A 20,625-nucleotide genomic window follows, 5' to 3' on the forward strand; every position below is an offset into this window, starting at 1 on the left:
AATCGGGTTGTCTGACCGGGCAAGCCTGTCGCCCGGCGATAAATTCACGACCGTTTAGCAGTCGGTCAGCAGCTCATCGCCACCGCCACCGGTGGAGAGCTTGCGGCGTGGCTGCGTGGTGCTTTCGGTTTTATCCAGCGACGTTTTTAACTGGCTGAATGCCTGGCTGGTCTGGTCGGCCTTCGTGGTGACGTCCTTTTTCAGGGTCGCAAAGGCATTTTCCAGCGTGGCAAGACGCTGCTCAGTGGCGGTGAGGTTTTCCTGCACATGTTCACTTACGGTCGTCACGGCCTCATGCACATCATGAAAGCGGGCGTCATCGCTGGCCTGTTTGCGGCTGAAGATCGCTTTCACTTTGTCGCTCAGGGCGGTAAAGACATTTTCTGTCTGGTCTTCAAACTCCAGCTCGGCGAGGGTGGCGACGGAAATCAGGTTGCCCGGCTCGGCTTTGAAGCGGTTGAGGGGGTTAAATTTGGCACCCCGGCAAAATTCGAGGTATTCGGTGCCGAGGCTGGCAGGGTCATCGGTCACCGCCAGGCCGACCAGGTAGCATTTGCCGGTATTGGCAAAATTCGGCTGAATTTCCATTGAGGTGTAGACCTTCTGCAATTTTTTATTCATTGCGATCAGGTCATCGGTCGGGGTGATTTTGGCGAACAGCGCCAGCTTACCTTTCAGTACCGAATCGTCGTCAATCTTTTCAGACTTCAGTTCGACTACATCGCCATAACGGCTGAACGGGCCATCCGGCAGGATGCCTTTCAGGTGTTCGAGGTTAATGCGGCAACCGTAGACGCGGGGGTCAAAGGTCTCGGCCATTTCCTGAATATCCGTCGCGCTGATAACGCGGCCGTCACAGGTATCGCCTTCGACGCCGATGCGAAACCATTTTGAAACTTTTTTTGCCATTGTCAGGAGTCCTGATATCGGGTTAACGGGTCGGGGTTAGTTTCCCGACGTCGCCGTCCACCCGCCATCTGTCCCGGATGGCTTATCCCTCACACAACAGCACCTTAGCGATTCGCATCACCCGTTTCTTTAGCCTTGCCCTGTATCAATCACGGCGAGGCATCCATGACCATCACCACCGACACCACTTTGTTAAACGACCCGCGACGCCAGGCGGCTTTGCTGTACTGGCAGGGGTTTTCCGTGCCGCAGATTGCCGAAATGTTGCAGACCAAACGCCCGACGGTGCAGAGCTGGAAACAGCGCGACCAGTGGGACGAAACGGCACCGCTGAATCGGGTCGAAAGCACCTTAGAGGCCCGGCTGATTCAGCTCTACGCAAAGCCCAACCTCACACCCCACGATTTCAAGGTGGCGGATTTTCTGGCCCGGCAGATGGAGCGCTTTGCACGCATTAATCGCTATGGCCAGACCGGAAACGAGGTTGACCTTAATCCCAACGTGGCCAACCGCAACAAAGGCGACCGCAAAAAGCCGACAAAGAACTTTTTCAGCGACGAGGCTATCGAGAAACTGGAAGAGATTTTCTTTGCAGAGTCTTTCGAGTATCAGCTCCGCTGGCACCGAGCCGGGCTTGAGCACCGTATTCGCGACATTCTGAAATCGCGCCAGATTGGGGCAACGTTCTACTTTTCCCGCGAGGCGCTGCTGCATGCGCTGAAAACCGGCCATAACCAAATTTTTCTGTCAGCGAGTAAGACGCAGGCGTATGTTTTTCGCGAGTACATCATCCAGTTTGCGCGCCTGGTCGATGTCGACCTGACCGGCGACCCGATTGTGATCGGCAACAACGGCGCAAAGCTGATTTTTCTCGGCACCAACTCAAACACCGCGCAGAGTCATAACGGCGACCTGTATGTCGATGAGATATTCTGGATCCCCAACTTCCAGAAACTGCGCAAAGTGTCGTCGGGCATGGCCTCACAAAGCCACCTGCGCAGCACCTATTTTTCGACGCCTTCCACCCTGGCGCACGGCGCTTACCCGTTCTGGTCGGGAGAGTTGTTCAACCGTGGGCGCGCCCGCGCCAGCGAGCGGGTCGACATCGATATCAGTCATGACGCGCTCGCCGCTGGCGTGGCGTGTCCTGATGGTCAGTGGCGGCAGATTGTCACCATTGAGGATGCGCTCGCCGGGGGCTGTACGCTGTTCAACCTGGAGCAGCTCCAGCGCGAAAACAGCGTCGACGACTTCCGCAATCTGTTTATGTGCGAGTTCGTTGACGACAAGGCGTCGGTGTTCCCGTTCGAGGATTTGCAACGCTGCATGGTCGACAGCCTGGAAGAGTGGGAAGACTTTGCGCCGTTCGCAGACAACCCGTTCGGCTCCCGCCCGGTGTGGGTGGGATACGACCCGTCTCACAGTGGCGACAGCGCCGGGTGTGTGGTGCTCGCGCCGCCGGTTGTCGCCGGTGGCAAGTTCCGCATTCTGGAGCGCCACCAGTGGAAAGGGATGGACTTTGCGACGCAGGCCGAATCCATTCGCCAGCTCACCGAAAAATACAACGTCGAGTACATCGGTATCGATGCGACCGGCCTCGGTATTGGCGTCTTCCAGCTGGTTCGCTCGTTTTATCCCGCCGCCCGCGATATCCGCTACACGCCGGAAATGAAAACCGCGATGGTGCTGAAGGCAAAAGACGTTATTCGCCGTGGCTGTCTCGAATACGACGTCAGCGCCACTGATATCACCACCTCGTTTATGGCTATCCGCAAGACCATGACCAGCAGCGGGCGCAGTGCCACCTATGAGGCCAGCCGCACCGAGGAGGCCAGTCATGCGGACGTCGCCTGGGCGACCATGCACGCGCTGTTAAACGAACCGCTGACCGCTGGCAGCGGCCAGGCCACATCATCTATTCTGGAGTTCAACTGATGAGTAAATACAAAGGCCGCAAGCCACAGCCACAAAAGCGCCCGCGCAACATGAAAGACAGCGCGCCCCAAAAAATGGAGGCGTTTACCTTTGGTGAACCGAGCGCCGTGCTCGACCGCCGCGATATTCTGGATTACGTGGAATGCGTCAATAATGGCCGCTGGTTCGAACCGCCGGTCAGCTTTAACGGGCTGGCGAAAAGCCTGCGCGCCGCCGTTCATCACAGCTCGCCGATTTACGTTAAGCGCAACATTCTGGCCTCAACGTTTATTCCGCACCCGCTACTGTCACAACAGGACTTCAGCCGCTTCGCGCTTGATTTTCTGGTGTTTGGCAACGCGTTTTTAGAGCTCCGAAAGAGTGTCACTGGTCGCCCACTGAAACTGGAAGCATCACCGGCGAAATACACGCGTCGTGGTATTGAGGAGGATGTCTACTGGTGGGTGCCGTCATTCGACCAGCCGCATCCGTTCGCGCCGGGATCCGTATTCCACCTGCTGGAGCCTGACATCAACCAGGAGCTGTACGGCATGCCGGAATATCTCAGCGCGCTAAACTCCGCCTGGCTGAATGAAGCGGCGACGCTGTTCCGTCGCAAGTATTACCAGAACGGGGCGCATGCTGGTTACATCATGTATGTGACGGACGCCGCGCAAAGCGGTACCGATGTTGAGGCGCTGCGCGATGCGATGCGCAGTTCGAAGGGGCTCGGTAACTTCAAAAATCTGTTTTTCTACGCACCGCACGGAAAACCAGACGGCATTAAAATTGTGCCGCTCAGCGAGGTGGCAACGAAAGACGATTTTTTCAATATCAAAAAAGTCAGCGCCGCCGACCTGCTCGACGCTCACCGCATCCCGTTCCAACTGATGGGCGGCAAGCCGGAAAACGTCGGTTCGCTCGGTGACATCGAGAAGGTGGCAAAGGTATTTGTGCGTAACGAGCTCATCCCGCTACAGGACAGAATGCGCGAGGTCAACGAGTGGGCCGGTCAGGAGGTGATCCGGTTCAAAAGTTACACCCTCGACACCGAAAGTGACTGATTTCCGCCGCCTCCGGGCGGCTTTTTCTTACCCCCACGCCTGACCGCCTCAGAAGCCCGCCACGCCCTCAAACACCCCCGCACCACCCACCGACACCCTCGCGAACCTGCGCGGCACAGCGACGCGCTCAGGCTGCGAAAATAAATGCGCAAAAGTACGCTGGCGCGCAGTGCTTTCCCCGCCTCGCCTGCCCGCTTTATGAATCGGTTTTAATGCAGTTGCATGACCACTCAGGATCCGCGCTAGCTCTGACGGCGCATGGCCAGAACGGGCAACCTAGGCGCATGCAAAACCATGCACCCGTTGCATGCACACTCTGCAAACGAACATGTTCTCTATCAGGTATGCTAGTTAGCAAGCTGATATGGGCTATTTAAACAGCGTGAGAAAGGCAGCAACCATGCTCCCCAATCCTCCCAAAGCTGCAAAACCAGTTGCCCATACCATGATTTTTTGAGTTCGTGCGTTCTCTTTATAACGCTCTTCAGACTTATTGAATGCCGCTAATGTATTAATGGCTTTACCTGTGGGCCTATAACCATCTACGCTCTTTGACAGATCTCCATTTTCTACTAGAGAGTCAAGGCATAAACGAAGCTCTTTTTCGAGCCTTGACCTGTCATCGTGGTAAATCCACAACTTACCGGCGATATCAGTTAATATAAGAAATTGACTAAACGGACCATCACCTTGCTGCTCCCGATAAAGTCTGACAACAGAAGCCAAAACAGTCATCACATCAGTAATTTCCTGTTTACTTTGCCGGTATAAATATTTTGCGCGACTAAATTTACGGTTTTCATTGTCGGCATCCCATCTAAATTTCAACCTTTTAAGAAATCTTAGGTCATCTAATGAATTGAATTTTAATTCGTGCGCATGATAATAATAAATACCAGAGAAAGACTCGTTCTTTAGCTGCGAAGGATTGAGCGTTGAATCAATGGAAAATCTATTATCTTGAGAATCCCATTTTCTTGCCTTTACTTCCCCGTTGGTGTACCTATCAAAAAGATAGTCATCACCATATTCATCTTTAATGTAAACAGAGTACATATCGTACTTTATAGCATTTTCATAAATTAAACTAATTCTGCCATTATCTGGAGTTCGTTTCTCTTCAAACAATTCAAGATATTTTGTGACAGCATTGCTGGTTTTGTTCATCATTCCTCCTTTGCGCTAGCCGCTCAATACTAAATGGCTAACGCCTCACGGGGCTCGTTGTTCAACCCCGCCAGCACTGAAAGCAAGTTTCAGCACCAGCGGCGTTTGTTGCTATACAGATTAATTGTCGAGTATCGAATCGACCTCGCCCGTTCGCACGTTGACGCGTGCCGCTACGGTCTGCTTGACCACGCCACCATAAGCATTTGCGCCTCGAAACGTTGTTTTTACAACGGCATGCGGGTCTTTATTCAAAATTAGATGGTAGACCGTTGAAACGTGTTTATAAGAGGAATCATCATTCATCCTGGCTTTTATCAGCTTCTCTAACGGGCGATACGAGCCATCCCAACCGCTAAAATTACCCTGAAATACGTCAAGGTTGATTTTATTATTCAGAGATTGCGGATCCTTCTCGAAGTCGTTGAAGCACCACCCCAACACATCACCGAGCTTTAACGCATCATCTTTAGTAAAAGTGTACTCGCTCATACAGGCATAAAAAGCATCAGCAGAGCTGGCCGGTGCACCTTTGTAGCCAACATAGCTTTTAACGATATCGTGCCGGGTTTCTTTAGGTTCATTGCGATATTCTTTGAGGGTTTTATCTGCATACTCAAAGGTTGGTTTAACCGGCTCTGCTGCAACTGCCGGTACGTCTGTTTTTACTTCTGTTTGGCTTTGTTCAGTCGGCCATAAAATTGAGCCAATGATAGCCAGTGCCAGACAGCCGCCGAGATAAATTGCGCTGGAGCGTTTACGGTTTGGCATCTTAACCAGCGACGGTTTGATTAGACCCACGATAAAGGCCAGAAATAGAGCCAGAGATAAAAATGCTATGACGGTATCCATGATTTTCCTTTTTGTGCAATCCCATAAAAAACAACCCCATGCTATCAAACATGAGGTCATGGCTTGTACATTTTTCAGCAGTTAACGCCAGCTCTCATCTTCCCATACTTCTTGGAGGATACTATCCAAAGCCTCCCGGTCTGAATCCTTATCAAACCCCATCAACTCAACACCCGTCATGGATCCCTTTTTAACAGTTACGCGCGTTGAGGGGAAAACACACCGTATTCGCCTCGTCAATTCACTTTGAAAAGCATCAATTACCGGTTGACCTATCTTTTGGTCTTTATCTAGCGTTATGTTCACCTTCACTTTGTTATCCCTTTCAAAAGGTTCGTCTAAAGGCGGCGCGGAAAAAACAACGGAAAAATTATTGTTTTTCATTAGGTTGCCTTTTGCTATTTCCGCTATCAAATTTAAGGCAATTTCGCGGTCTCGCTCTTGACAAGTACCCTCAGTCGTCAGACGCGCAATCATTTCGACACGTTCAATCATGACGTGCTCTCTCAACTCTCTATCCACACAACCCCCATAACGAGATACTGTACAAACATACAGTATCACGTATCGATAAATGGTGTGAAGAAAAAAATCGCAAAGAAATACACTGTATGTACATGATATGGATGAACATTGCCGCTTACAGTTTCGATGTCATTTCTGCTAAAACTGCAACACGATTGAGGATTTTCTTAGCTTTAGCTTGGTGCGATGGTGCTGCGGGGAATATTTCTCCCCTGACTGTTCCTCGCAACCACTTTCCATCAAAACAGCTTTTACCACCCGCCATCAGGTGCATGGCTTCGCCTCGGCTGATGGTGATGCCAGTTGTCAGATGTATCTCGTCGATAGTTTTCTCCATAGCGGCGCTTTGCTCATCCGTTCCGTGGGCGAATTTTCGCCGTATTGCTGGCTTTTGCTTTCTCAGTCGGTTCGTTAGCTCCCGTCTTTCACGTCGACTTAGAGGTTTTGTTAAATCGAGCGCCGGTGGATCGCTTTCGCTTCCCGTACAGTTATTGACAGAACTCCGAGAGGGCGCAGGAGCGCCCTTAATGTCAACGGCCAAATCAACGGCACGCTTCGGCACAATTTTCCACTGCGTTAGCCGGGTTAAAATCGGGGTGTCTACGCCTACAGTGGAATCGTATACGCCACGGATGCAGACGGTTTCCTCACCATACTGGTTAAACTCGGCGCGCGGTTCATACAGCGTGCGCACCTGCAAATCATCACGACGCACAAACGGGCCACCTTGCGCATTAACATAACCAGCCCAATCACCGGCGTCAGCGGCATCATGAACGGCGGCAAACTCGACGCTCAGGCCGTGCGCGGTCTCGGTATCAGCAAGACGACGTAACTCACGGTAGACCGTCACCGGTGCGCCACCGATAAACTGAAACTGACGAATATGCCAGCGCGCGGCCCAGGCAGAAACGGCAGGCGCGGTCTCTTTCAACAGTTCGCCGCTTTCGTCGTCGAGCTCGCCATCAAGTGCATAACCGTCAATATTTTTGGAAATGTATTTAGCGACATAGCCGGTAGCGCTGCCCTTTTCTGGGTCGATGGCCTCGGCATGAAAGCGCGCCTTTTTGGCTTTATCGCTTCTCAGTTCGTGGCGATCTTCCTCCCACGCATAATCACGGATGATGAGACGCACGCGCTCGACGTCTTCCGGCAACATGAACATAAGCATGTGCCAATGCGGCGTTCCGTCGTGATGGGGCTCGGCAACACGTATGCCGAAAATACGTATCTCTTCACGGTGCAGCTTCGCGCGGATGCGCGCCCATAAGCCAGTAAGGTAACTCTGCGTGTCCGACGGGCTGGAGCCGTTCCATTTGCTGTTACGGTAGCCCGCTTTGGTGGTGGCGTGGTATTTAGACGGCGCGGTCAGGGTGTAAAACTCCCCTACATAACCGAGTTCATTGCAGATATTTTCAAATCCACGGATGCGGGTCATCAGCTCACAGCGGCGTATTGCAGGGTTAGCGACTGAACCGTCATATTTTTCTATAAGGCTGATGCGGTTGCCGTCTTCGTCTTCGAGATCCAGTCCCTTGAGAAATTCACGCGTGCGGCGCTTCTGCTCGCGCCAGTCAGTCACGCAGTTTTTACTCGCGTAGGCGTGTCTTTTCTTGCTGACGTTGCCAACGGCAATTTGCAAGTGTTCGCGCCATGCAGCAGCAATACGACGCAAACGGCCACGCCACCAAACCTCATTAAACATACGGGTGATGGATGGGGCGATTTCATCCTCACCGACATATTTCTTTGTCACCCGCTCCCAATGCGGCGGGGTAACGTTGAATTGCAGGGAAATTAAACCAGCGCGCATGTACCAGGTGTACAACGTTTTAAGCTCGCTAAATCCGGTGTCATCAATGTCGGCCAGCTCAGAGCGAATGAAATTAGCGACATCAGCGGCCAAAAGGTCGATATCGGCGCGTGACATGTCCGGGAGTCGGTTATATCTGGCAACCATATTGACCATGCGTGACGCCAGATATTGCATAAGCCGGGTATCAAAATGACCACCAAAAACGGCGGCTGATACGTTGCTATTGATACCCACGCACTCGTATTTTTTTGCGACCAGTTCAAGACGTGGCAATGCCTTTTTGCAGAAGCTGATTAAAAAAGCATTGGCTCGTTGACTGCCCTGATTTTGCTCCAGCACCGCAGCGGTGCGATAGACGTCAAAGCGCACGCACTCGGGCTGGAGAGAAAGCACCTTTCTCGCATGCAGCAGAGCCGCGAACATACGGTCGCGGCGATGCTGTTGGTCATAGGTAAGATATGGGCTGGCTATTGCCGACCGTGGAGCGTTCCACGGGTAAGCATAGTTAACGCTTACCTGCATAGCTCCCCCATTTGCCTACGCTGTATGCTTAGCATCACATAGCCAGGAGCCCACTCGTTAAGGTCAGCTACATGAGTCACCAGTACGTAGACAAACGCGCCTGTAAACCCGACCTTTTGCGGTTCATACTCGCAGGGGCCGTACTCGTTTAAGCAAAGTAAGTCCCCTACAGCAAACGCACGGTCAGCAAGACGAAACTCTGCTTTTTTCGTTCCATTGATGACAGCCTGAAAAAACTCAGGCCGAATTTTTAGTTGATGTGTTTTTCTCATGCCGCCGCCTTGATTGAGGAGGCGCACATTTCTCCGATACGCTTAATCTCAGCGGCCATTTCCTCAATTGAGGTGATGGTCGACTGCTGGATGTGATGATGAATCAGGCCGGAAATAAGCTGTTCGATTTTCGGATAGTAGCCGATAGTATCAAGCCACTCCTCGCCAGCTTTACGGCCGCTTTTCGCGACCTTTTTCTCGCTCAAAATGAATTGATACTGGTCGCTGTTAATAATCCATTTGTCGCCGATTTCGATGCGGAGGCTCATGCTGCACCGCCTTGCGCTAAAGCTTTAATGACACCTAATGTCATTTTGCAATCTGCTAAAGCACGGTGTGCCCGCCCTTCAACCACAACCCCTTCATGCGCGGCTGCATCGACTAACTTATGCCATTTATAACCGTGATATCTCCCCGGCTCGCCACGATATTCTGCATATAACATCATGGCGCACAGGGAGTGATCTATAAATGAAGATAGCCCGTCAGTCCCTAATCCATTTAATTCCGCTGTTTGACGTATCAGGCGAGTATCATAATCAGCATTATAAATAACGAAACCATAATTAAAGAACAGATTGGCTACCGCACCGTGAACATCTTTCCAAGTTGGAGCATGAGCAACCATTTCATTGGTAATGCCGTGAATAGCAATAACCTCATCAGGGATAGGCTTAGTAGGTTTAATTAGCGTATTAAGCATAATAAAACCATTTTTATCTATAATGCAGATTTCAACGATTTCCGCATCGTCACCCAACCCAGTAGTTTCGGTATCAATAAATAAGTATCCATCATTAAGCCAACGTTTGGCATGCTGACTAATTGTCGTATTAATAATGCTCATACAGCACCTCCGTTATAGTGTTTACCTTTAAGATCTGCGATTTCCTTACAGGTGACACATAGCGCAACGCCCTGAATTGCAATGCGGCGTTCCTCCGGGATTGGGGCTTCACACTCTTCGCAGGTAAAACGAGAAGGCGCAGCGATATGGCTGCGCGCGTTGTTGATAAGGCGTTCGCGTTCTGCCTGCTCGCGCTGTTGTGCGATATCCATAGCGTCGGCCATTAGTGCAGCTCCTGAGATTCGTTTTCGTAGCGGGTGGCTTCGCGGCGCAGCAGTTCAGCCGCTTCTATGGCGCTCATACCCTTGTTAGCGATATGGGTTGCCAGCGCCTCAAGGCGAATGGAAACAGCGAGCGCTCGACCTTTACGCTCTTCACGTTTTGCAACACCGATAACCTCAAGAAGCAGGTCGGCATTTTCTTTAGGTACTGAAGATTGCTTATGCATTCTTAATCTCCTGATTTCGGGCAATAAGAAGCCCGGCGGGTTTACGCCATTAATTACGGGTTTGTTTAATTAGCTAAAAAGCATTCATGGATGGAAATATGCCGGGGCAAAATCCCACCCCAGCGGGAAATCTTATTCATTGACGCAATAATCAGCTTGCGGCGTTCCATATCAAAATACTCATATGGCTTACCGACTTCATCAGAGCGAAACACGCCCGGATTATTTCTGTTAGCAAGCGTTAAAACCACAAACTTAAAATCTTCATCAAGCTTATTGAAATTACGCAGCGCCTTATTTTCTGTTGCTTTCAGTTTTTGATGAAACCGTGCGAAACACTCTTCGCCGGTCATGGTCTTCGGTTGCTCAGTAGTACAATCAGCATTGCTAAAAAGCTTGCTCGCCTGGGTGTCATGAGCTGAAATTCTTTCGTTCATTTTGCCCCCATTAATGCATTTAAAATCCGCTTAACCGCAGAGACTTTTTTTGCTGTTAAGCTGTTCAACAATTCGGACTGAGAGCAGGAAGGGTGCCAGCGCTGGCCGTCGCTACCCATTATCCAGCCGTGCCCGTAGTGCATAGATGGGCTACGTTTTTTTAGCAGAGAGGCGAATGACGGTTCGTTAGTCAACATAAGCACCTCAAATCAAACCGAATGACGCGCCGATGCCGCTGACGGTATCGACGACACTCGTCATTGCCGGGTTAGCCTGGAGCCGGGCCTGCAATGCCATTGCCGACAGCGACAGCATGCGAATACCTGCGTTTACGCTCGCAATCATGTTTTGCTTACGGGCCGGGGTAAGGCGGTCGCCTGAAACGGCACCGCTCGCCAGCTCGCCGAGTTCACTCATGGCGCGCATGACGTAGGATTGCAGTTTCTCTTTTGCCAGTTCGTTGACCGGCACGCATGGCAGACAATGGATCTGCGCCAGAAAACCATCGACGAGGGTCGAATCTTCGGTCAGGTCTGTCAGCGTCCAGATTTCGCGCGGCGTTAACTGGTGTGGTTGTTCCGGGTTGAGCTTGTTGTAAAGCGTATGCGGCTTGATACCGGCTTTATCCGCCAGCTCTTTCACGTTATGCGTGGCCGCGAATTTTCTGCATGCATCATCAAAGTGTGCATGTGACGAAACGCGAAAATCTAACATGTTTAGACTCCCTCTAATCACTATGATGATTTACACGTTAAGTGAAATGTCGCATTCACTCAGAGCTTGAATAGTCAGAGCTGCCATGTTGACTTCAACCAGGCCCTTAGTCTGTTTACCCTTTGGTTTGATTGGTAACTTTCCGTATTCAATCAGGTTCTTAGCTGTTTCTTTGTTAGTGCCAGTACGGCGGCAATACTCATCAAGTGGCAGGTAAGGCTCAGGGATGACGATTGTAATGTTTGGTCGCATAAGGCAAACTCCGCTGGTTAACCTGTACGGCAATACAGGGCTATATAAGGCAATATTCGCTTAAATCTACAAAGCGAATCCTACACTCGACTTAGTGCGTGCTGCAAGAGGATTTTTACCTTGAGTCTACAAATAAACTTTACAGAAGGTGGCGGAGAAGTACTTGATAGGGTTATTGAGGCTTACGGATTTAAAACAAAAATAGCACTTGCTGATCATTTAGGCATCGCAAGTAGCAGCCTAGCCATGCGTTACCGTCGAGATTATTTCCCTTCTGACATTGTTGTCCGGTGCATGGCAGAGACAGGTGCAACTTTGGAATGGTTAGCCACTGGTTTCGGCTCAAAATTTAATGCCGATGAAATCGATATGCTTCGAATCCCCAGACAAAAGATTGTCGACGGTCTTTTATATGACTCCGACCATTTGAAGCTAGACAAAGCAACAATTTTGCCTGGTAGACCTTCACCCTCGAAGCCAAAATGTGTAATTGAGGGCTCCGTTACCTACGTTGTGGAATGCGATTTTCAAGAGATTTTTGATGGGGAGTGGCTGGTAGAGATTGAAGGCAAAACCAGCATCAAATCACTTACAAGAATCCCTGTTAAAAGAGTCCGAGTCAGCGGAAATGGCAGCGCTGCTTTTGATTGCGGAATCGATGACATCCGCGTAATCGGAAGAGTTATTTTAACCATAGCAAATGGATAAATAGCGATGGCAGTGCGTAAGCTGAGCGACGGGCAATGGGTCGCTGACTTTTATACAGTCAATCGTAGCGATGGTAAGCAGGGTAAAAGAGTCCGTAAAAAATTCTCTACTAAAGGGGAAGCTCTTGCATTCGAAAACTTCACAATGCAAAAGGTTGATGACTCCCCCTGGCTAGGTGATGGGAAAGATCGCCGTCGTCTTTCCGACCTCGTTCACCTTTGGTTTGACCGTCACGGGATTACCTTAAAAGATGGCGAGAAAAGAAAGAAATCCATGCTATGGGCGGCTGAGTGCATGGGCTCCCCACTTGCTAGCGAATTTAGCGCCCAGCTATTTACCGCATACCGCGCAAAAAGGCTTGAAGGGCATTTCGCTCGCACAAAGAGAATTAGCCAGGTATCGCCACGGACGATGAACCTTGAACACGCTTACTTTTTAGCTGTCTTTAATGAACTTAAACGATTAGGTGAGTGGGCGCCACCCAATCCCCTGGAAAATGTCAGGCAATTTCGTACTGAAGAAAGCGAGATGTCGTATCTCACAGCTGAGCAGATTGAATTGCTGTTAAAAGAGTGCCGCAACAGTTCTGCTGAAGACTTGGAGATAATCGTTAAGATTTGCCTTGCAACTGGAGCGAGATGGAGTGAAGCAGAAAGCCTAAAGCGTTCTCAGGTTTCCTCGGGGAAGATCACTTATATCAAGACTAAGGGTAAAAAGAATCGAACAATACCCATATCGGCCGAGCTAATGGGGGAACTTCCTAAAAAGAATGGCACACTATTTACCCCGTGCTACTACGCCTTTAGAAATGCCCTGGATCGCGCAGGGATAGAGCTTCCTCCAGGCCAGTTAACTCATGTCTTGCGGCATACGTTCGCCAGCCACTTTATGATGAACGGCGGGAACATCCTCGTATTGCAAAAGATACTGGGGCACACCGATATAAAAATGACAATGAGATATGCACACTTCGCCCCCAACCATCTTGAGGATGCAGTCAGACTCAACCCTTTAGATTGTCGCAAAAGTGTCGCAGCAACTTAGAATTATTGCCCTATATTGCCTTATATATTTTTATTAACGGTATGATTATTAAATAAGTTATTGTTTTTCGTTTGGCCTTCATGATTCTCATAATCGCTTGGTCGTTGGTTCAAACCCAACAGGGGCCACCAAATTTTAGATTTAAAATCATATAATTAAGCCACTCGAAAGAGTGGCTTTTTTGTTCCTGAATTTTAAAATGGCACCACAAACCGCTGAGCAGCGCGCATGGCTTAGCGTGTTGTCGCTATCCCATTAAGAGGATAAAAAGTCCGTTATAACGCAGGGAAAATTTGCGCTTACGCTAAAACAGATAGCATTCTGCCTTAGCAAAATATTGCTCAGAGCATCTCGGGCAGCCCATAACCGCCGCACTCCTGTTGACTTCTGTCTAACTACGCAACGTAGTCTTAAAATATCTTTCATTCCTGCAATGCTGGAATTCATACTACTCACGATAAATGTAACAACACAGGTCAATTTCCGAATAATAACCATAGCCTGCGCCAGCTGTTCGAAATCAACGCGTTCCTCCCCCCGCTCTTATATATAACCCGCTGACTTACAAAAAGGATGAAATGATGAAAATACGGGATATATCAATCAGTACCTGTCTGGCACTGTTATTAATGGGTTGCGTAGCTAAACCACCCATGGCGACGGAAAATGAAATGAAAGAGGCCGCCGCGTTTGCTTTTAATGTCGATGCTTCGCAGGTGACAATTTCCGATGCGAGGCAGCAGGATGTGAAAACCAACTTTGTGGCCACCATCGGCAAAACCAGCCATCGCTGCTATGTGACGAAGGCCGCCGAGCCGAAGCTTTACGGGCTGATCCCGCTGGGCGGCGGTAGCACCGTCTCAGATGCCATCTGCGCCGGCGCCAACCCGACGCTAGCGAGCAAAACCTGCGACGCCCTGTCGCAAAAAGCGGGCCGCTGCTGAGCCTTTGCGCAGAAGAAGGCCGCTAACTGCCCATTTAGTCACTTTTTCTGCCGTTTTACCGCGGTCGCTTAGTTCAGTGACCGCACCTGCTGATAAGAATTGAGCCGTTCCCGCAGCGAGGTGAGCCAGACATCCGGCTCCTGACGGCAGATTTCGGTGAGGATCGGCGTCAGCACCAGCTCGGCTTCATGGAAGTCGGTCCACTCCGGCGGCTCCAGTGAAAAAGGATCGTTCATCAGCCAAATCACCATCGGCGTCCAGGCGCGCGGATCCAGTTGCAGATAATCCTGACAGCGCATCATATCTCGGGTCCGCGCCTCATCGGGGACGACATCCTTTCCCACCGCGGCGCTACTCATTGCCAGTACTGTTATTCCTGCCAGCAGATGTTTCCAAACCCATTTTCGCCAGAAGGCGCGTTTTTCTTTCGCCATTGTTATTATTTTACCTGCCAGTTGTCGCCGGACGATATTCCGAGAACTCACCTTAATAAGAGCAGATTAATCGTTTGCATTTTTTTTAACAGCAGACCGCGCTGAAGCAAGTGAACGCCCGTTCCTACAGCTGTCATCCAGCTATGCAAATATATTCGTCTGGCTCAGCTCCACAATATTTCCCTGGCCCAAAACGATTTGTGTTACAATTACGCCTTATAACGGCATCGATAAAAATAACCCCCGCCGCACCTGCACCAGGCATCGCCCTTCTTTTTTCATATCAGGATTTACGCCCCCATGAATGCGATAATCATTGACGATCATCCATTGGCACGTATCGCCATTCGCAACCTACTCGACAGCAACGGTATTACCGTCGCGGCAGAGCTCGACAGCGGCGCTCATGCCGTGCAGACCGCGGAAAGCATGCAGCCTGACCTGCTCATCGTCGACGTCGATATTCCGGAGCTCAGCGGTATCGAGGTGCTGGAGCAGCTGCGCAAACGCCGCTACCAGAGAACAATCATCATCATTTCCGCTAAGAATGAACTGTTCTACGGCAAACGCAGCGCCGACTGCGGAGCAAATGGTTTTGTGAGTAAAAAAGAGGGAATGAATAATATCCTCGCCGCAATCGACGCAGCCAATAATGGCTACAGCTATTTCCCCTTTTCACTGGAACGCTTCTGCACCCACGGCATCACCGATCAGGACCGGCTGGATACGCTGTCAACGCAGGAGATGAAGGTGTTCCGCTATATTCTCAGCGGCGTCGACTACACCACCATCGGCAGCAAAATGAATATCAGCAATAAAACGGTAAGTACCTATAAGGTCCGTCTGATGGATAAATTAGGCTGCAGCACCCTGCTTGAGCTATATGACTTTGCGCAACGCAATAAAATAGGGTGATGGCATGGCGGTTCGTCTTATTTTATCCGTCGTTGTCGGGCTGGCGCTGAGCCTCTCGCCTGCCGCGTATGCCATGAAACAGCTGGAGCTGAAGAGCCATTCTCATATCGCGGCGATCGATATCCCGCTTAGCGGTAAGGAGAAAGCATGGCTGGCGGCGCAGCCTACGCTGACCGTCGGGACCTGGCTTCCCGAGAGGACACCCATCGTCTATGACGGCGACGAGAAAAGTTATCAGGGCATTAACGCCGACTATCTGGCGCTGATGGCGCACAGCCTCGGACTGAAGGTGATTATCCGCCAGTATGACACCGAGCAGCAGGCGCTCACCGCCCTGGCCGACCGCCAGGTGGATACCCTGCTCACTCAGGTGGCGCACCGGGATGCGCTCGCCCCGGGCCTGGATCAATCCGCGCCGCTGCTTAAAACCTGGCCGACGCTGGTCACCTCGCTGAAATCCCCTCTGCCGCCGCTGACCACTGACCGCCGCGTCACGCTGGCCTGCACCCGCGATTGCGCTTTTTTCGATATTATTCAGCAGGCGTTTCCCAACGCCAAAATCACCCTTTATGATAGCGACTATCAGGCTCTCGCCTCGGTGGTCAGCGGCGAGAATCAGTATTTTATCGGCAACAACATCACCACTGGCCACTGCATCTCGAAATATTTCTCGCAATCGCTGGTTATCGCGCACTATTTTCGTCAGCAGGAGCAACACAACCGCTTTGTCACCCGTGACGATCGGCCAGAGCTGCATCAACTCCTCGACCGTTTTATCCATGCCGTCGACAGCGACACCGCGATGCGGATCATGCAAAACTGGCTCAACCGTGGCGATCTGTCGTTTCTCAATACCCCGCTTACCTTTAGCCCCGAAGAGCAGCGCTGGCTGCAGAAGCATCGTCGCGTCCGCCTGCTGGTGAACCCCTATTTCCCGCCATTTACCCTGGTGGATAACGAGGATGAACTGCGCGGCATCATGGCCGATATGCTGAATATTGTCTCACTCCAGACCGGCCTGCAGTTTGACCCTATTCTGGTGCGCAACCGTCAGGCTCTGGCAAAGCGCATGGAAAAAGAGGACTGGGCGATCATGCCCGCCGCCACCCTGATCCCACAGCCGCAGGCCTACGTCACCCTCAGCGATCCGCTCATTAACGTGGCCTTTGTGCTGGTCGCCCGCGGCAGCGCCCCCGACCAGCATCTGCTGACGCGCTCGGCGCGGATCGCCCTGCCGGTCGGGCCTATCGCCGCCCATGATCTGAAAGCGCGTTTTCCGCTGATTAACTGGGTGGAAACGGATAACGTTGGCGTCGCCATGAAGATGGTAGAGGAAGGCGAAGTGGATGCCGCCGTAGCCTCGGAGCTTTCCGCCCGCTATATGATCGACCACTACTATCCACAGGGTCTGCACTACACCCGCATTGATGGACTCCCCGTCGCGGCCATTCGGCTGGCCATCCCGCGCGATGAACCGGTGCTGGCCGCCATTCTTAACAAAGCGCTGCAGGTTATTCCGCCACGGGATATTCTGCAGATGACCGAGAAGTGGTCGAAAATCTCCAGTCAGCAAATAGAGAACTGGAGCCAGTACAGCCGCCAGTTTTACCAGCTGATCGCCTTTGCGCTGGTGCTGATCGCCATCAGCCTCGGCTGGGGACTCTCTCTGTGTCGGGAAGTGCGCAAACGTAAAGACTCCCAGCAGCGGCTCGAGGAGGAGCTGGCGCAGAAGGAGGCCCTCTCCTGTGCGCTGGAGCGCGAAAAAGACAAAGCGATTCAGGCGACAAAAGCCAAGAGCCGCTTTCTGGCCAGCATGAGCCACGAGCTGCGCACGCCGGTGAGCGCCATCGTCGGCTTTCTGGAGCTGCTGGCGAAACCGGAGCTGAACGGCGGCCAGCGTAAAGAGGCGATCGAGCTGGCGGGATCGACGGCGCAAACCCTGCTGGGACTTATCGGCAATATTCTTGATATCGACAAGATTGAATCGGGAAAATACCAGGTTACCCCGCAGTGGAGCGATGTCGCACAGTTAGTGTCGCAGCAGTGTCATACCTTCGACGCACTGGCGCAGCAAAAGGGCATCGATCTGCACTACCATAACGCGCTGCAGGAAGGGACCATGCTGTGGGTCGACCCGCAGGCGCTACGGCAAATCCTCAATAATCTCATCGGCAATGCGCTGAAGTTTACCGTCGAAGGCGCAATTCAGGTCTCCTGCCGGCTGACGCCGGCGAATGAGACACAGGGAGAGTTGGCCCTCATGGTTAGCGACAGCGGCTGCGGGATCAGTGAAGCAGAGCAGGCCACCCTCTTCCACCGCTATGCCCAGGCGCGCCAGGGACGCCAGCAGACCGGCTCCGGACTGGGGCTGGTCATTTGCAAAGAGCTGGTTGCGCTGATGCAGGGTCGCCTGGAGATGGTCAGCCGTCCGGGCGTGGGGACCACTTTCACCATCACGCTGCCGGTCAAGGCGAGCCGCTGCGCGATCCACGCGCCGCAGTCGTCGCCCGCCAGACCGCAGGCTCTACCCGGGCTGGCGATACTGATAGCGGACGATCACCCCACCAACCGGCTACTGCTCAAGCGCCAGCTCAGCACTATCGGCTATAGCGTCGATGAAGCCTGCGACGGTGAAGAGGCAGAGAATAAGCTCGCCAGCAAACATTACGATCTGCTGATAACGGACCTCAATATGCCGAAGAAAGATGGCCTGGAGCTGGCGGCCTCGCTACGCCGTCGCTATCCGGGCCTGGTAATTTGGGGCGTGACTGCCAGCGCGCTGCCGCAGTCGCGGGAGGCGTGTCTGGCCAGCGGCATGAATATGTGTCTGTTTAAGCCGGTGTCGGTCCAGACGCTGAGTCATGAGCTCAGCCGTTTAGCGGTGGGCCGCGCATCACCTCACGCTACCCGGCACCTGAAGCTCAGCGTGCTGAGCGAGAATACGGGGGGAGACCAGGCGCTGATGAATGAGATGCTGGAGACGTTCCGCGATGCGTCGGCCGCGGATTTACAGGCTGCCGGACAGGCAATCGCCCGGCATGAGCCGCAGATCTTTCTGCGGGCGCTGCACCGTCTGCACGGTTCAGCACAAATTCTGGGGATTACTGCGCTACAACAACTGTGCGTCCCTTTTGAGGCAAAGCGGCCTGATTCGCTGACGCCGGCAAGCTGTCTGGAGGTGGTACAGCGCATCACCGGCGTCATGCGCGAGATCGATGGCGAAATCGACGCCCTGATCGGCCGCTAGCCGTTCCGCTCGGGCAGTCCGCCTGCCCGAGCGTTAAGGGGACATCCTTGTCAGTTTTTTCCTCTGCGCTCTCTCAGGGTGGAACAAGTATCAGTTGCCTGCCACCAGCATCTCGCTATCCACCACAATGCCCTCTTCAGCGCCCTTCAGCACCAGATTCGCTTCGTAATATTTACCGGCTTTCAGCAGTTCTTGCGCCTGCGCTACCGCCTTACGGGTCTGGTTAAGCGGCATCAGATACTGGTTCTCAATCACGCCAATACCGGCCAGGCGCAGGGTATCGATAGCCCCTTTCTGATCGCCTTTCGCCAGCTTTTCGTTGGCGGATTGGATAGCGCTCTCTTTTTCCGGCGTGGCCACATAGTCTTCAGACAGGGCGATAGAGGCGTTAATGATCACATAGCGATCGGCGATCATTTTGGCTTTAGCATCAGTTTTCACAAACTTCGCCCAGCTGGCATCATCGGCGGCCAGCAGCGCGGCGGCGTCGTCTGTCAGTTTTTTGGCGCTATCCGGCTGGCCATGGAACAGCGCCAGACGGGCGAACTGGATGTCGCGCATCGCATTCGCGCCCTGCACCGCCACCTGCAGCACATCGGCGGCTTCTTTCTGTACCTGCGTCGTGGCTGCCGCGGCTGGCGCTGCCGTCGCGCTATCTGTTGCCCATACCGGAGAGGTACTCATCATGGTTGCCAGCAGGCTCGCCAGAATGACTTTTTTCATCGTTGACTCCTGATTAAAATCGGTAAGCATCACCAAACGCAGCCAGCTTAAAAAATATCGCGGGCATTGAGAATCAGAGCCCGGAAGTAATATTGCGGGCCTGGTCTGACAGCTGTCAGACCAGGCGTATAAAGTGACCTCGGCGCTCTTATTTACGCCTGCCGATCGCGCGGCCTACTATTTTCCTCAGACCTTTCTTTTGGCCCGCTGAATAAACCCTCACGCTTTTTATTCAGCGTCAGGCCGCCAACCGGGATCTGCGGAGCAATTATGTTTATGTTTAGCCATTACACCTTAAATGCGTTTAGCCCACGCGTCTTCATTCGATATAAACGGCATGCCTGCCTGATGGCGGTATTGCTGTTTATCTGCGGAGCCTGTTGTCTGGCCTGGCCGTTGGTCGCCGGCTGGTATCTCGCCACAGTAACCGGCATGTTATTGATGATCTGCGGCTTCTATTCGCTGTACAGCCTGATTGTCTTCCGCCAGCAGCACTGGAAATCACACCTGGTGGCGCTGATCTTCGCCATCGCCTGGATCGTGCTCGGCCTGAGCTTTGTCGTCAATCCTCTCAACGGTATGAGCAGTCTGGCCATTTTATTTGGCTTTTTATTTGTTCTCGGCGGTATTTCCCGCATCGTTAACGGATGTCAAACCCGCAAACAAAGCGGCGCTGGCTGGAATATTTTTATCGGCCTGTTGGATTTACTTATCGCCTGCCTGTGGCTGGCCATGAACCCGCAGCAAAGCTGGTTATTTATTACCGCCTTTATCGGCGTTGAAATGATATTTAGCGCCATCGGCTTGTTGGTCCTGCGCAATAAAATGAAGCACGCTCAGGCTTAAGCCCTATTTTGTCACTGGAGAAGAA

Annotated in this window: 24 protein-coding genes; 8 read left to right on the plus strand and 16 right to left on the minus strand. The window is 52.2% G+C overall.

From position 1 onward, the window contains the following. Window positions 1-54: 54 nt before the first annotated feature. Window positions 55-909, minus strand: coding sequence for a GPO family capsid scaffolding protein (locus BHE81_RS15660; protein WP_110246545.1), 855 nt, complete (start codon window positions 907-909; stop codon window positions 55-57). Window positions 910-1,074: 165 nt separating this feature from the next. On the opposite strand from BHE81_RS15660, the gene BHE81_RS15665 reads away from it, so the two are divergent. Together BHE81_RS15665 and BHE81_RS15670 are read left to right on the plus strand one after the other, a co-directional pair. Further along, the gene (locus BHE81_RS15665; protein WP_064184062.1) at window positions 1,075-2,844 is read left to right on the plus strand and encodes a terminase ATPase subunit family protein; all 1,770 of its coding nucleotides are present in this window, start codon (window positions 1,075-1,077) and stop codon (window positions 2,842-2,844) included. Then, entirely contained in the window at window positions 2,844-3,887 is a 1,044-nt protein-coding gene (locus BHE81_RS15670) for a phage portal protein (protein ID WP_110246546.1), read from the plus strand. The genes BHE81_RS15665 and BHE81_RS15670 overlap by 1 nt, the downstream gene beginning before the upstream one ends. 369 nt (window positions 3,888-4,256) lie before the next feature. On the opposite strand, the gene BHE81_RS15675 is transcribed toward BHE81_RS15670, so the two are convergent. From BHE81_RS15675 to BHE81_RS15735, 13 genes are all read right to left on the minus strand, one after another. Next, window positions 4,257-5,057, minus strand: a complete 801-nt coding sequence (locus BHE81_RS15675) for a hypothetical protein (protein WP_110246547.1) — start codon at window positions 5,055-5,057, stop codon at window positions 4,257-4,259. 117 nt (window positions 5,058-5,174) lie between these two features. After that, on the minus strand, window positions 5,175-5,906 hold the full coding sequence (locus tag BHE81_RS15680; RefSeq protein ID WP_110246548.1) for a hypothetical protein: 732 nt from the start codon (window positions 5,904-5,906) through the stop codon (window positions 5,175-5,177). A gap of 81 nt (window positions 5,907-5,987) precedes the next feature. Beyond that, window positions 5,988-6,428: a DinI-like family protein gene (locus BHE81_RS15685; RefSeq protein WP_110246549.1), complete on the minus strand. Its 441-nt coding sequence runs from the start codon at window positions 6,426-6,428 to the stop codon at window positions 5,988-5,990. Window positions 6,429-6,546: 118 nt separating this feature from the next. After that, window positions 6,547-8,616, minus strand: a complete 2,070-nt coding sequence (locus tag BHE81_RS15690) for a replication endonuclease (protein WP_172622149.1) — start codon at window positions 8,614-8,616, stop codon at window positions 6,547-6,549. A 143-nt stretch (window positions 8,617-8,759) separates the two neighbouring features. Beyond that, complete coding sequence (locus BHE81_RS15695) at window positions 8,760-9,041, minus strand: DUF3850 domain-containing protein (RefSeq protein WP_057222568.1); 282 nt, start codon at window positions 9,039-9,041, stop codon at window positions 8,760-8,762. Then, complete coding sequence (locus BHE81_RS15700) at window positions 9,038-9,310, minus strand: DUF5405 family protein (RefSeq protein WP_057222569.1); 273 nt, start codon at window positions 9,308-9,310, stop codon at window positions 9,038-9,040. Before BHE81_RS15700 ends, BHE81_RS15695 begins: the two co-directional genes overlap by 4 nt. Continuing rightward, window positions 9,307-9,888: a 3'-5' exonuclease gene (locus BHE81_RS15705; protein WP_057222570.1), complete on the minus strand. Its 582-nt coding sequence runs from the start codon at window positions 9,886-9,888 to the stop codon at window positions 9,307-9,309. The genes BHE81_RS15700 and BHE81_RS15705 overlap by 4 nt, the downstream gene beginning before the upstream one ends. Continuing rightward, window positions 9,885-10,112 (minus strand): TraR/DksA family transcriptional regulator, encoded by a 228-nt coding sequence (locus BHE81_RS15710; RefSeq protein ID WP_110246551.1) that lies wholly within the window; start codon window positions 10,110-10,112, stop codon window positions 9,885-9,887. The genes BHE81_RS15705 and BHE81_RS15710 overlap by 4 nt, the downstream gene beginning before the upstream one ends. After that, complete coding sequence (locus tag BHE81_RS15715; protein ID WP_110246552.1) at window positions 10,112-10,336, minus strand: DUF2732 family protein; 225 nt, start codon at window positions 10,334-10,336, stop codon at window positions 10,112-10,114. Before BHE81_RS15715 ends, BHE81_RS15710 begins: the two co-directional genes overlap by 1 nt. Before the next feature lie 65 nt (window positions 10,337-10,401). Beyond that, window positions 10,402-10,689: a hypothetical protein gene (locus BHE81_RS15720; RefSeq protein ID WP_049123877.1), complete on the minus strand. Its 288-nt coding sequence runs from the start codon at window positions 10,687-10,689 to the stop codon at window positions 10,402-10,404. An 80-nt stretch (window positions 10,690-10,769) separates the two neighbouring features. Then, window positions 10,770-10,970, minus strand: coding sequence for a phage filamentation protein Fil family protein (locus tag BHE81_RS15725; protein ID WP_110246553.1), 201 nt, complete (start codon window positions 10,968-10,970; stop codon window positions 10,770-10,772). Between the two features lie 7 nt (window positions 10,971-10,977). Further along, window positions 10,978-11,487 carry a phage regulatory CII family protein gene (locus BHE81_RS15730; RefSeq protein WP_023317766.1) on the minus strand — a complete coding sequence of 170 codons (510 nt, stop codon included), beginning with the start codon at window positions 11,485-11,487 and terminating at the stop codon, window positions 10,978-10,980. Window positions 11,488-11,517: 30 nt separating this feature from the next. After that, window positions 11,518-11,739 carry a hypothetical protein gene (locus BHE81_RS15735; protein WP_004195891.1) on the minus strand — a complete coding sequence of 74 codons (222 nt, stop codon included), beginning with the start codon at window positions 11,737-11,739 and terminating at the stop codon, window positions 11,518-11,520. 120 nt (window positions 11,740-11,859) lie between these two features. Here BHE81_RS15735 and BHE81_RS15740 point away from each other — a divergent pair, with 120 nt between their 5' ends. The 3 genes from BHE81_RS15740 to BHE81_RS15750 all read left to right on the plus strand — a co-directional run bounded on the left by BHE81_RS15740 (window position 11,860) and on the right by BHE81_RS15750 (window position 14,435). Next, window positions 11,860-12,447: a phage repressor protein CI gene (locus tag BHE81_RS15740; protein WP_110246554.1), complete on the plus strand. Its 588-nt coding sequence runs from the start codon at window positions 11,860-11,862 to the stop codon at window positions 12,445-12,447. A 6-nt stretch (window positions 12,448-12,453) separates the two neighbouring features. Next, window positions 12,454-13,491, plus strand: coding sequence for a tyrosine-type recombinase/integrase (locus tag BHE81_RS15745; protein ID WP_110246555.1), 1,038 nt, complete (start codon window positions 12,454-12,456; stop codon window positions 13,489-13,491). 671 nt (window positions 13,492-14,162) lie between these two features. Next, a complete protein-coding gene (locus tag BHE81_RS15750) occupies window positions 14,163-14,435 on the plus strand; it encodes a hypothetical protein (protein ID WP_004889691.1) in 273 nt (90 codons plus the stop codon). A 68-nt stretch (window positions 14,436-14,503) separates the two neighbouring features. Here the strand turns inward: BHE81_RS15750 and BHE81_RS15755 are convergent, their stop codons facing one another. Then, entirely contained in the window at window positions 14,504-14,869 is a 366-nt protein-coding gene (locus BHE81_RS15755; protein WP_004900718.1) for an HdeA/HdeB family chaperone, read from the minus strand. 300 nt (window positions 14,870-15,169) lie between these two features. On the opposite strand from BHE81_RS15755, the gene evgA reads away from it, so the two are divergent. Then, a complete protein-coding gene (gene evgA, locus BHE81_RS15760) occupies window positions 15,170-15,784 on the plus strand; it encodes an acid-sensing system DNA-binding response regulator EvgA (protein WP_004185745.1) in 615 nt (204 codons plus the stop codon). Window positions 15,785-15,788: 4 nt separating this feature from the next. Next, the gene (locus BHE81_RS15765) at window positions 15,789-19,031 is read left to right on the plus strand and encodes an ATP-binding protein (protein WP_023342603.1); all 3,243 of its coding nucleotides are present in this window, start codon (window positions 15,789-15,791) and stop codon (window positions 19,029-19,031) included. 90 nt (window positions 19,032-19,121) lie between these two features. On the opposite strand, the gene BHE81_RS15770 is transcribed toward BHE81_RS15765, so the two are convergent. Continuing rightward, on the minus strand, window positions 19,122-19,784 hold the full coding sequence (locus BHE81_RS15770) for a YfdX family protein (protein WP_004144810.1): 663 nt from the start codon (window positions 19,782-19,784) through the stop codon (window positions 19,122-19,124). Between the two features lie 240 nt (window positions 19,785-20,024). Here BHE81_RS15770 and BHE81_RS15775 point away from each other — a divergent pair, with 240 nt between their 5' ends. Continuing rightward, window positions 20,025-20,600 carry an HdeD family acid-resistance protein gene (locus BHE81_RS15775; RefSeq protein WP_023342602.1) on the plus strand — a complete coding sequence of 192 codons (576 nt, stop codon included), beginning with the start codon at window positions 20,025-20,027 and terminating at the stop codon, window positions 20,598-20,600. The last annotated feature ends 25 nt before the right edge of the window (window positions 20,601-20,625 follow it).

The organism is Klebsiella sp. AqSCr (genome assembly GCF_008452795.1).
GTDB classification, from domain to species: Bacteria; Pseudomonadota; Gammaproteobacteria; order Enterobacterales; family Enterobacteriaceae; genus Klebsiella; species Klebsiella pneumoniae.

Coding starts and splice junctions, on each gene's coding strand:
- BHE81_RS15770 (WP_004144810.1), bottom strand. CDS start 19,784: ATGCTTACCGATTTTAATCAGGAGTCAACGATGAAAAAAGTCATTCTG.
- BHE81_RS15755 (WP_004900718.1), bottom strand. CDS start 14,869: ATGGCGAAAGAAAAACGCGCCTTCTGGCGAAAATGGGTTTGGAAACAT.
- BHE81_RS15700 (WP_057222569.1), bottom strand. CDS start 9,310: ATGAGCCTCCGCATCGAAATCGGCGACAAATGGATTATTAACAGCGAC.
- evgA (WP_004185745.1), top strand. CDS start 15,170: ATGAATGCGATAATCATTGACGATCATCCATTGGCACGTATCGCCATT.
- BHE81_RS15675 (WP_110246547.1), bottom strand. CDS start 5,057: ATGATGAACAAAACCAGCAATGCTGTCACAAAATATCTTGAATTGTTT.
- BHE81_RS15720 (WP_049123877.1), bottom strand. CDS start 10,689: ATGACCGGCGAAGAGTGTTTCGCACGGTTTCATCAAAAACTGAAAGCA.
- BHE81_RS15735 (WP_004195891.1), bottom strand. CDS start 11,739: ATGCGACCAAACATTACAATCGTCATCCCTGAGCCTTACCTGCCACTT.
- BHE81_RS15745 (WP_110246555.1), top strand. CDS start 12,454: ATGGCAGTGCGTAAGCTGAGCGACGGGCAATGGGTCGCTGACTTTTAT.
- BHE81_RS15660 (WP_110246545.1), bottom strand. CDS start 909: ATGGCAAAAAAAGTTTCAAAATGGTTTCGCATCGGCGTCGAAGGCGAT.
- BHE81_RS15665 (WP_064184062.1), top strand. CDS start 1,075: ATGACCATCACCACCGACACCACTTTGTTAAACGACCCGCGACGCCAG.
- BHE81_RS15750 (WP_004889691.1), top strand. CDS start 14,163: ATGAAAGAGGCCGCCGCGTTTGCTTTTAATGTCGATGCTTCGCAGGTG.
- BHE81_RS15705 (WP_057222570.1), bottom strand. CDS start 9,888: ATGAGCATTATTAATACGACAATTAGTCAGCATGCCAAACGTTGGCTT.
- BHE81_RS15775 (WP_023342602.1), top strand. CDS start 20,025: ATGTTTATGTTTAGCCATTACACCTTAAATGCGTTTAGCCCACGCGTC.
- BHE81_RS15715 (WP_110246552.1), bottom strand. CDS start 10,336: ATGCATAAGCAATCTTCAGTACCTAAAGAAAATGCCGACCTGCTTCTT.
- BHE81_RS15670 (WP_110246546.1), top strand. CDS start 2,844: ATGAGTAAATACAAAGGCCGCAAGCCACAGCCACAAAAGCGCCCGCGC.
- BHE81_RS15765 (WP_023342603.1), top strand. CDS start 15,789: ATGGCGGTTCGTCTTATTTTATCCGTCGTTGTCGGGCTGGCGCTGAGC.
- BHE81_RS15680 (WP_110246548.1), bottom strand. CDS start 5,906: ATGGATACCGTCATAGCATTTTTATCTCTGGCTCTATTTCTGGCCTTT.
- BHE81_RS15695 (WP_057222568.1), bottom strand. CDS start 9,041: ATGAGAAAAACACATCAACTAAAAATTCGGCCTGAGTTTTTTCAGGCT.
- BHE81_RS15725 (WP_110246553.1), bottom strand. CDS start 10,970: ATGTTGACTAACGAACCGTCATTCGCCTCTCTGCTAAAAAAACGTAGC.
- BHE81_RS15710 (WP_110246551.1), bottom strand. CDS start 10,112: ATGGCCGACGCTATGGATATCGCACAACAGCGCGAGCAGGCAGAACGC.
- BHE81_RS15730 (WP_023317766.1), bottom strand. CDS start 11,487: ATGTTAGATTTTCGCGTTTCGTCACATGCACACTTTGATGATGCATGC.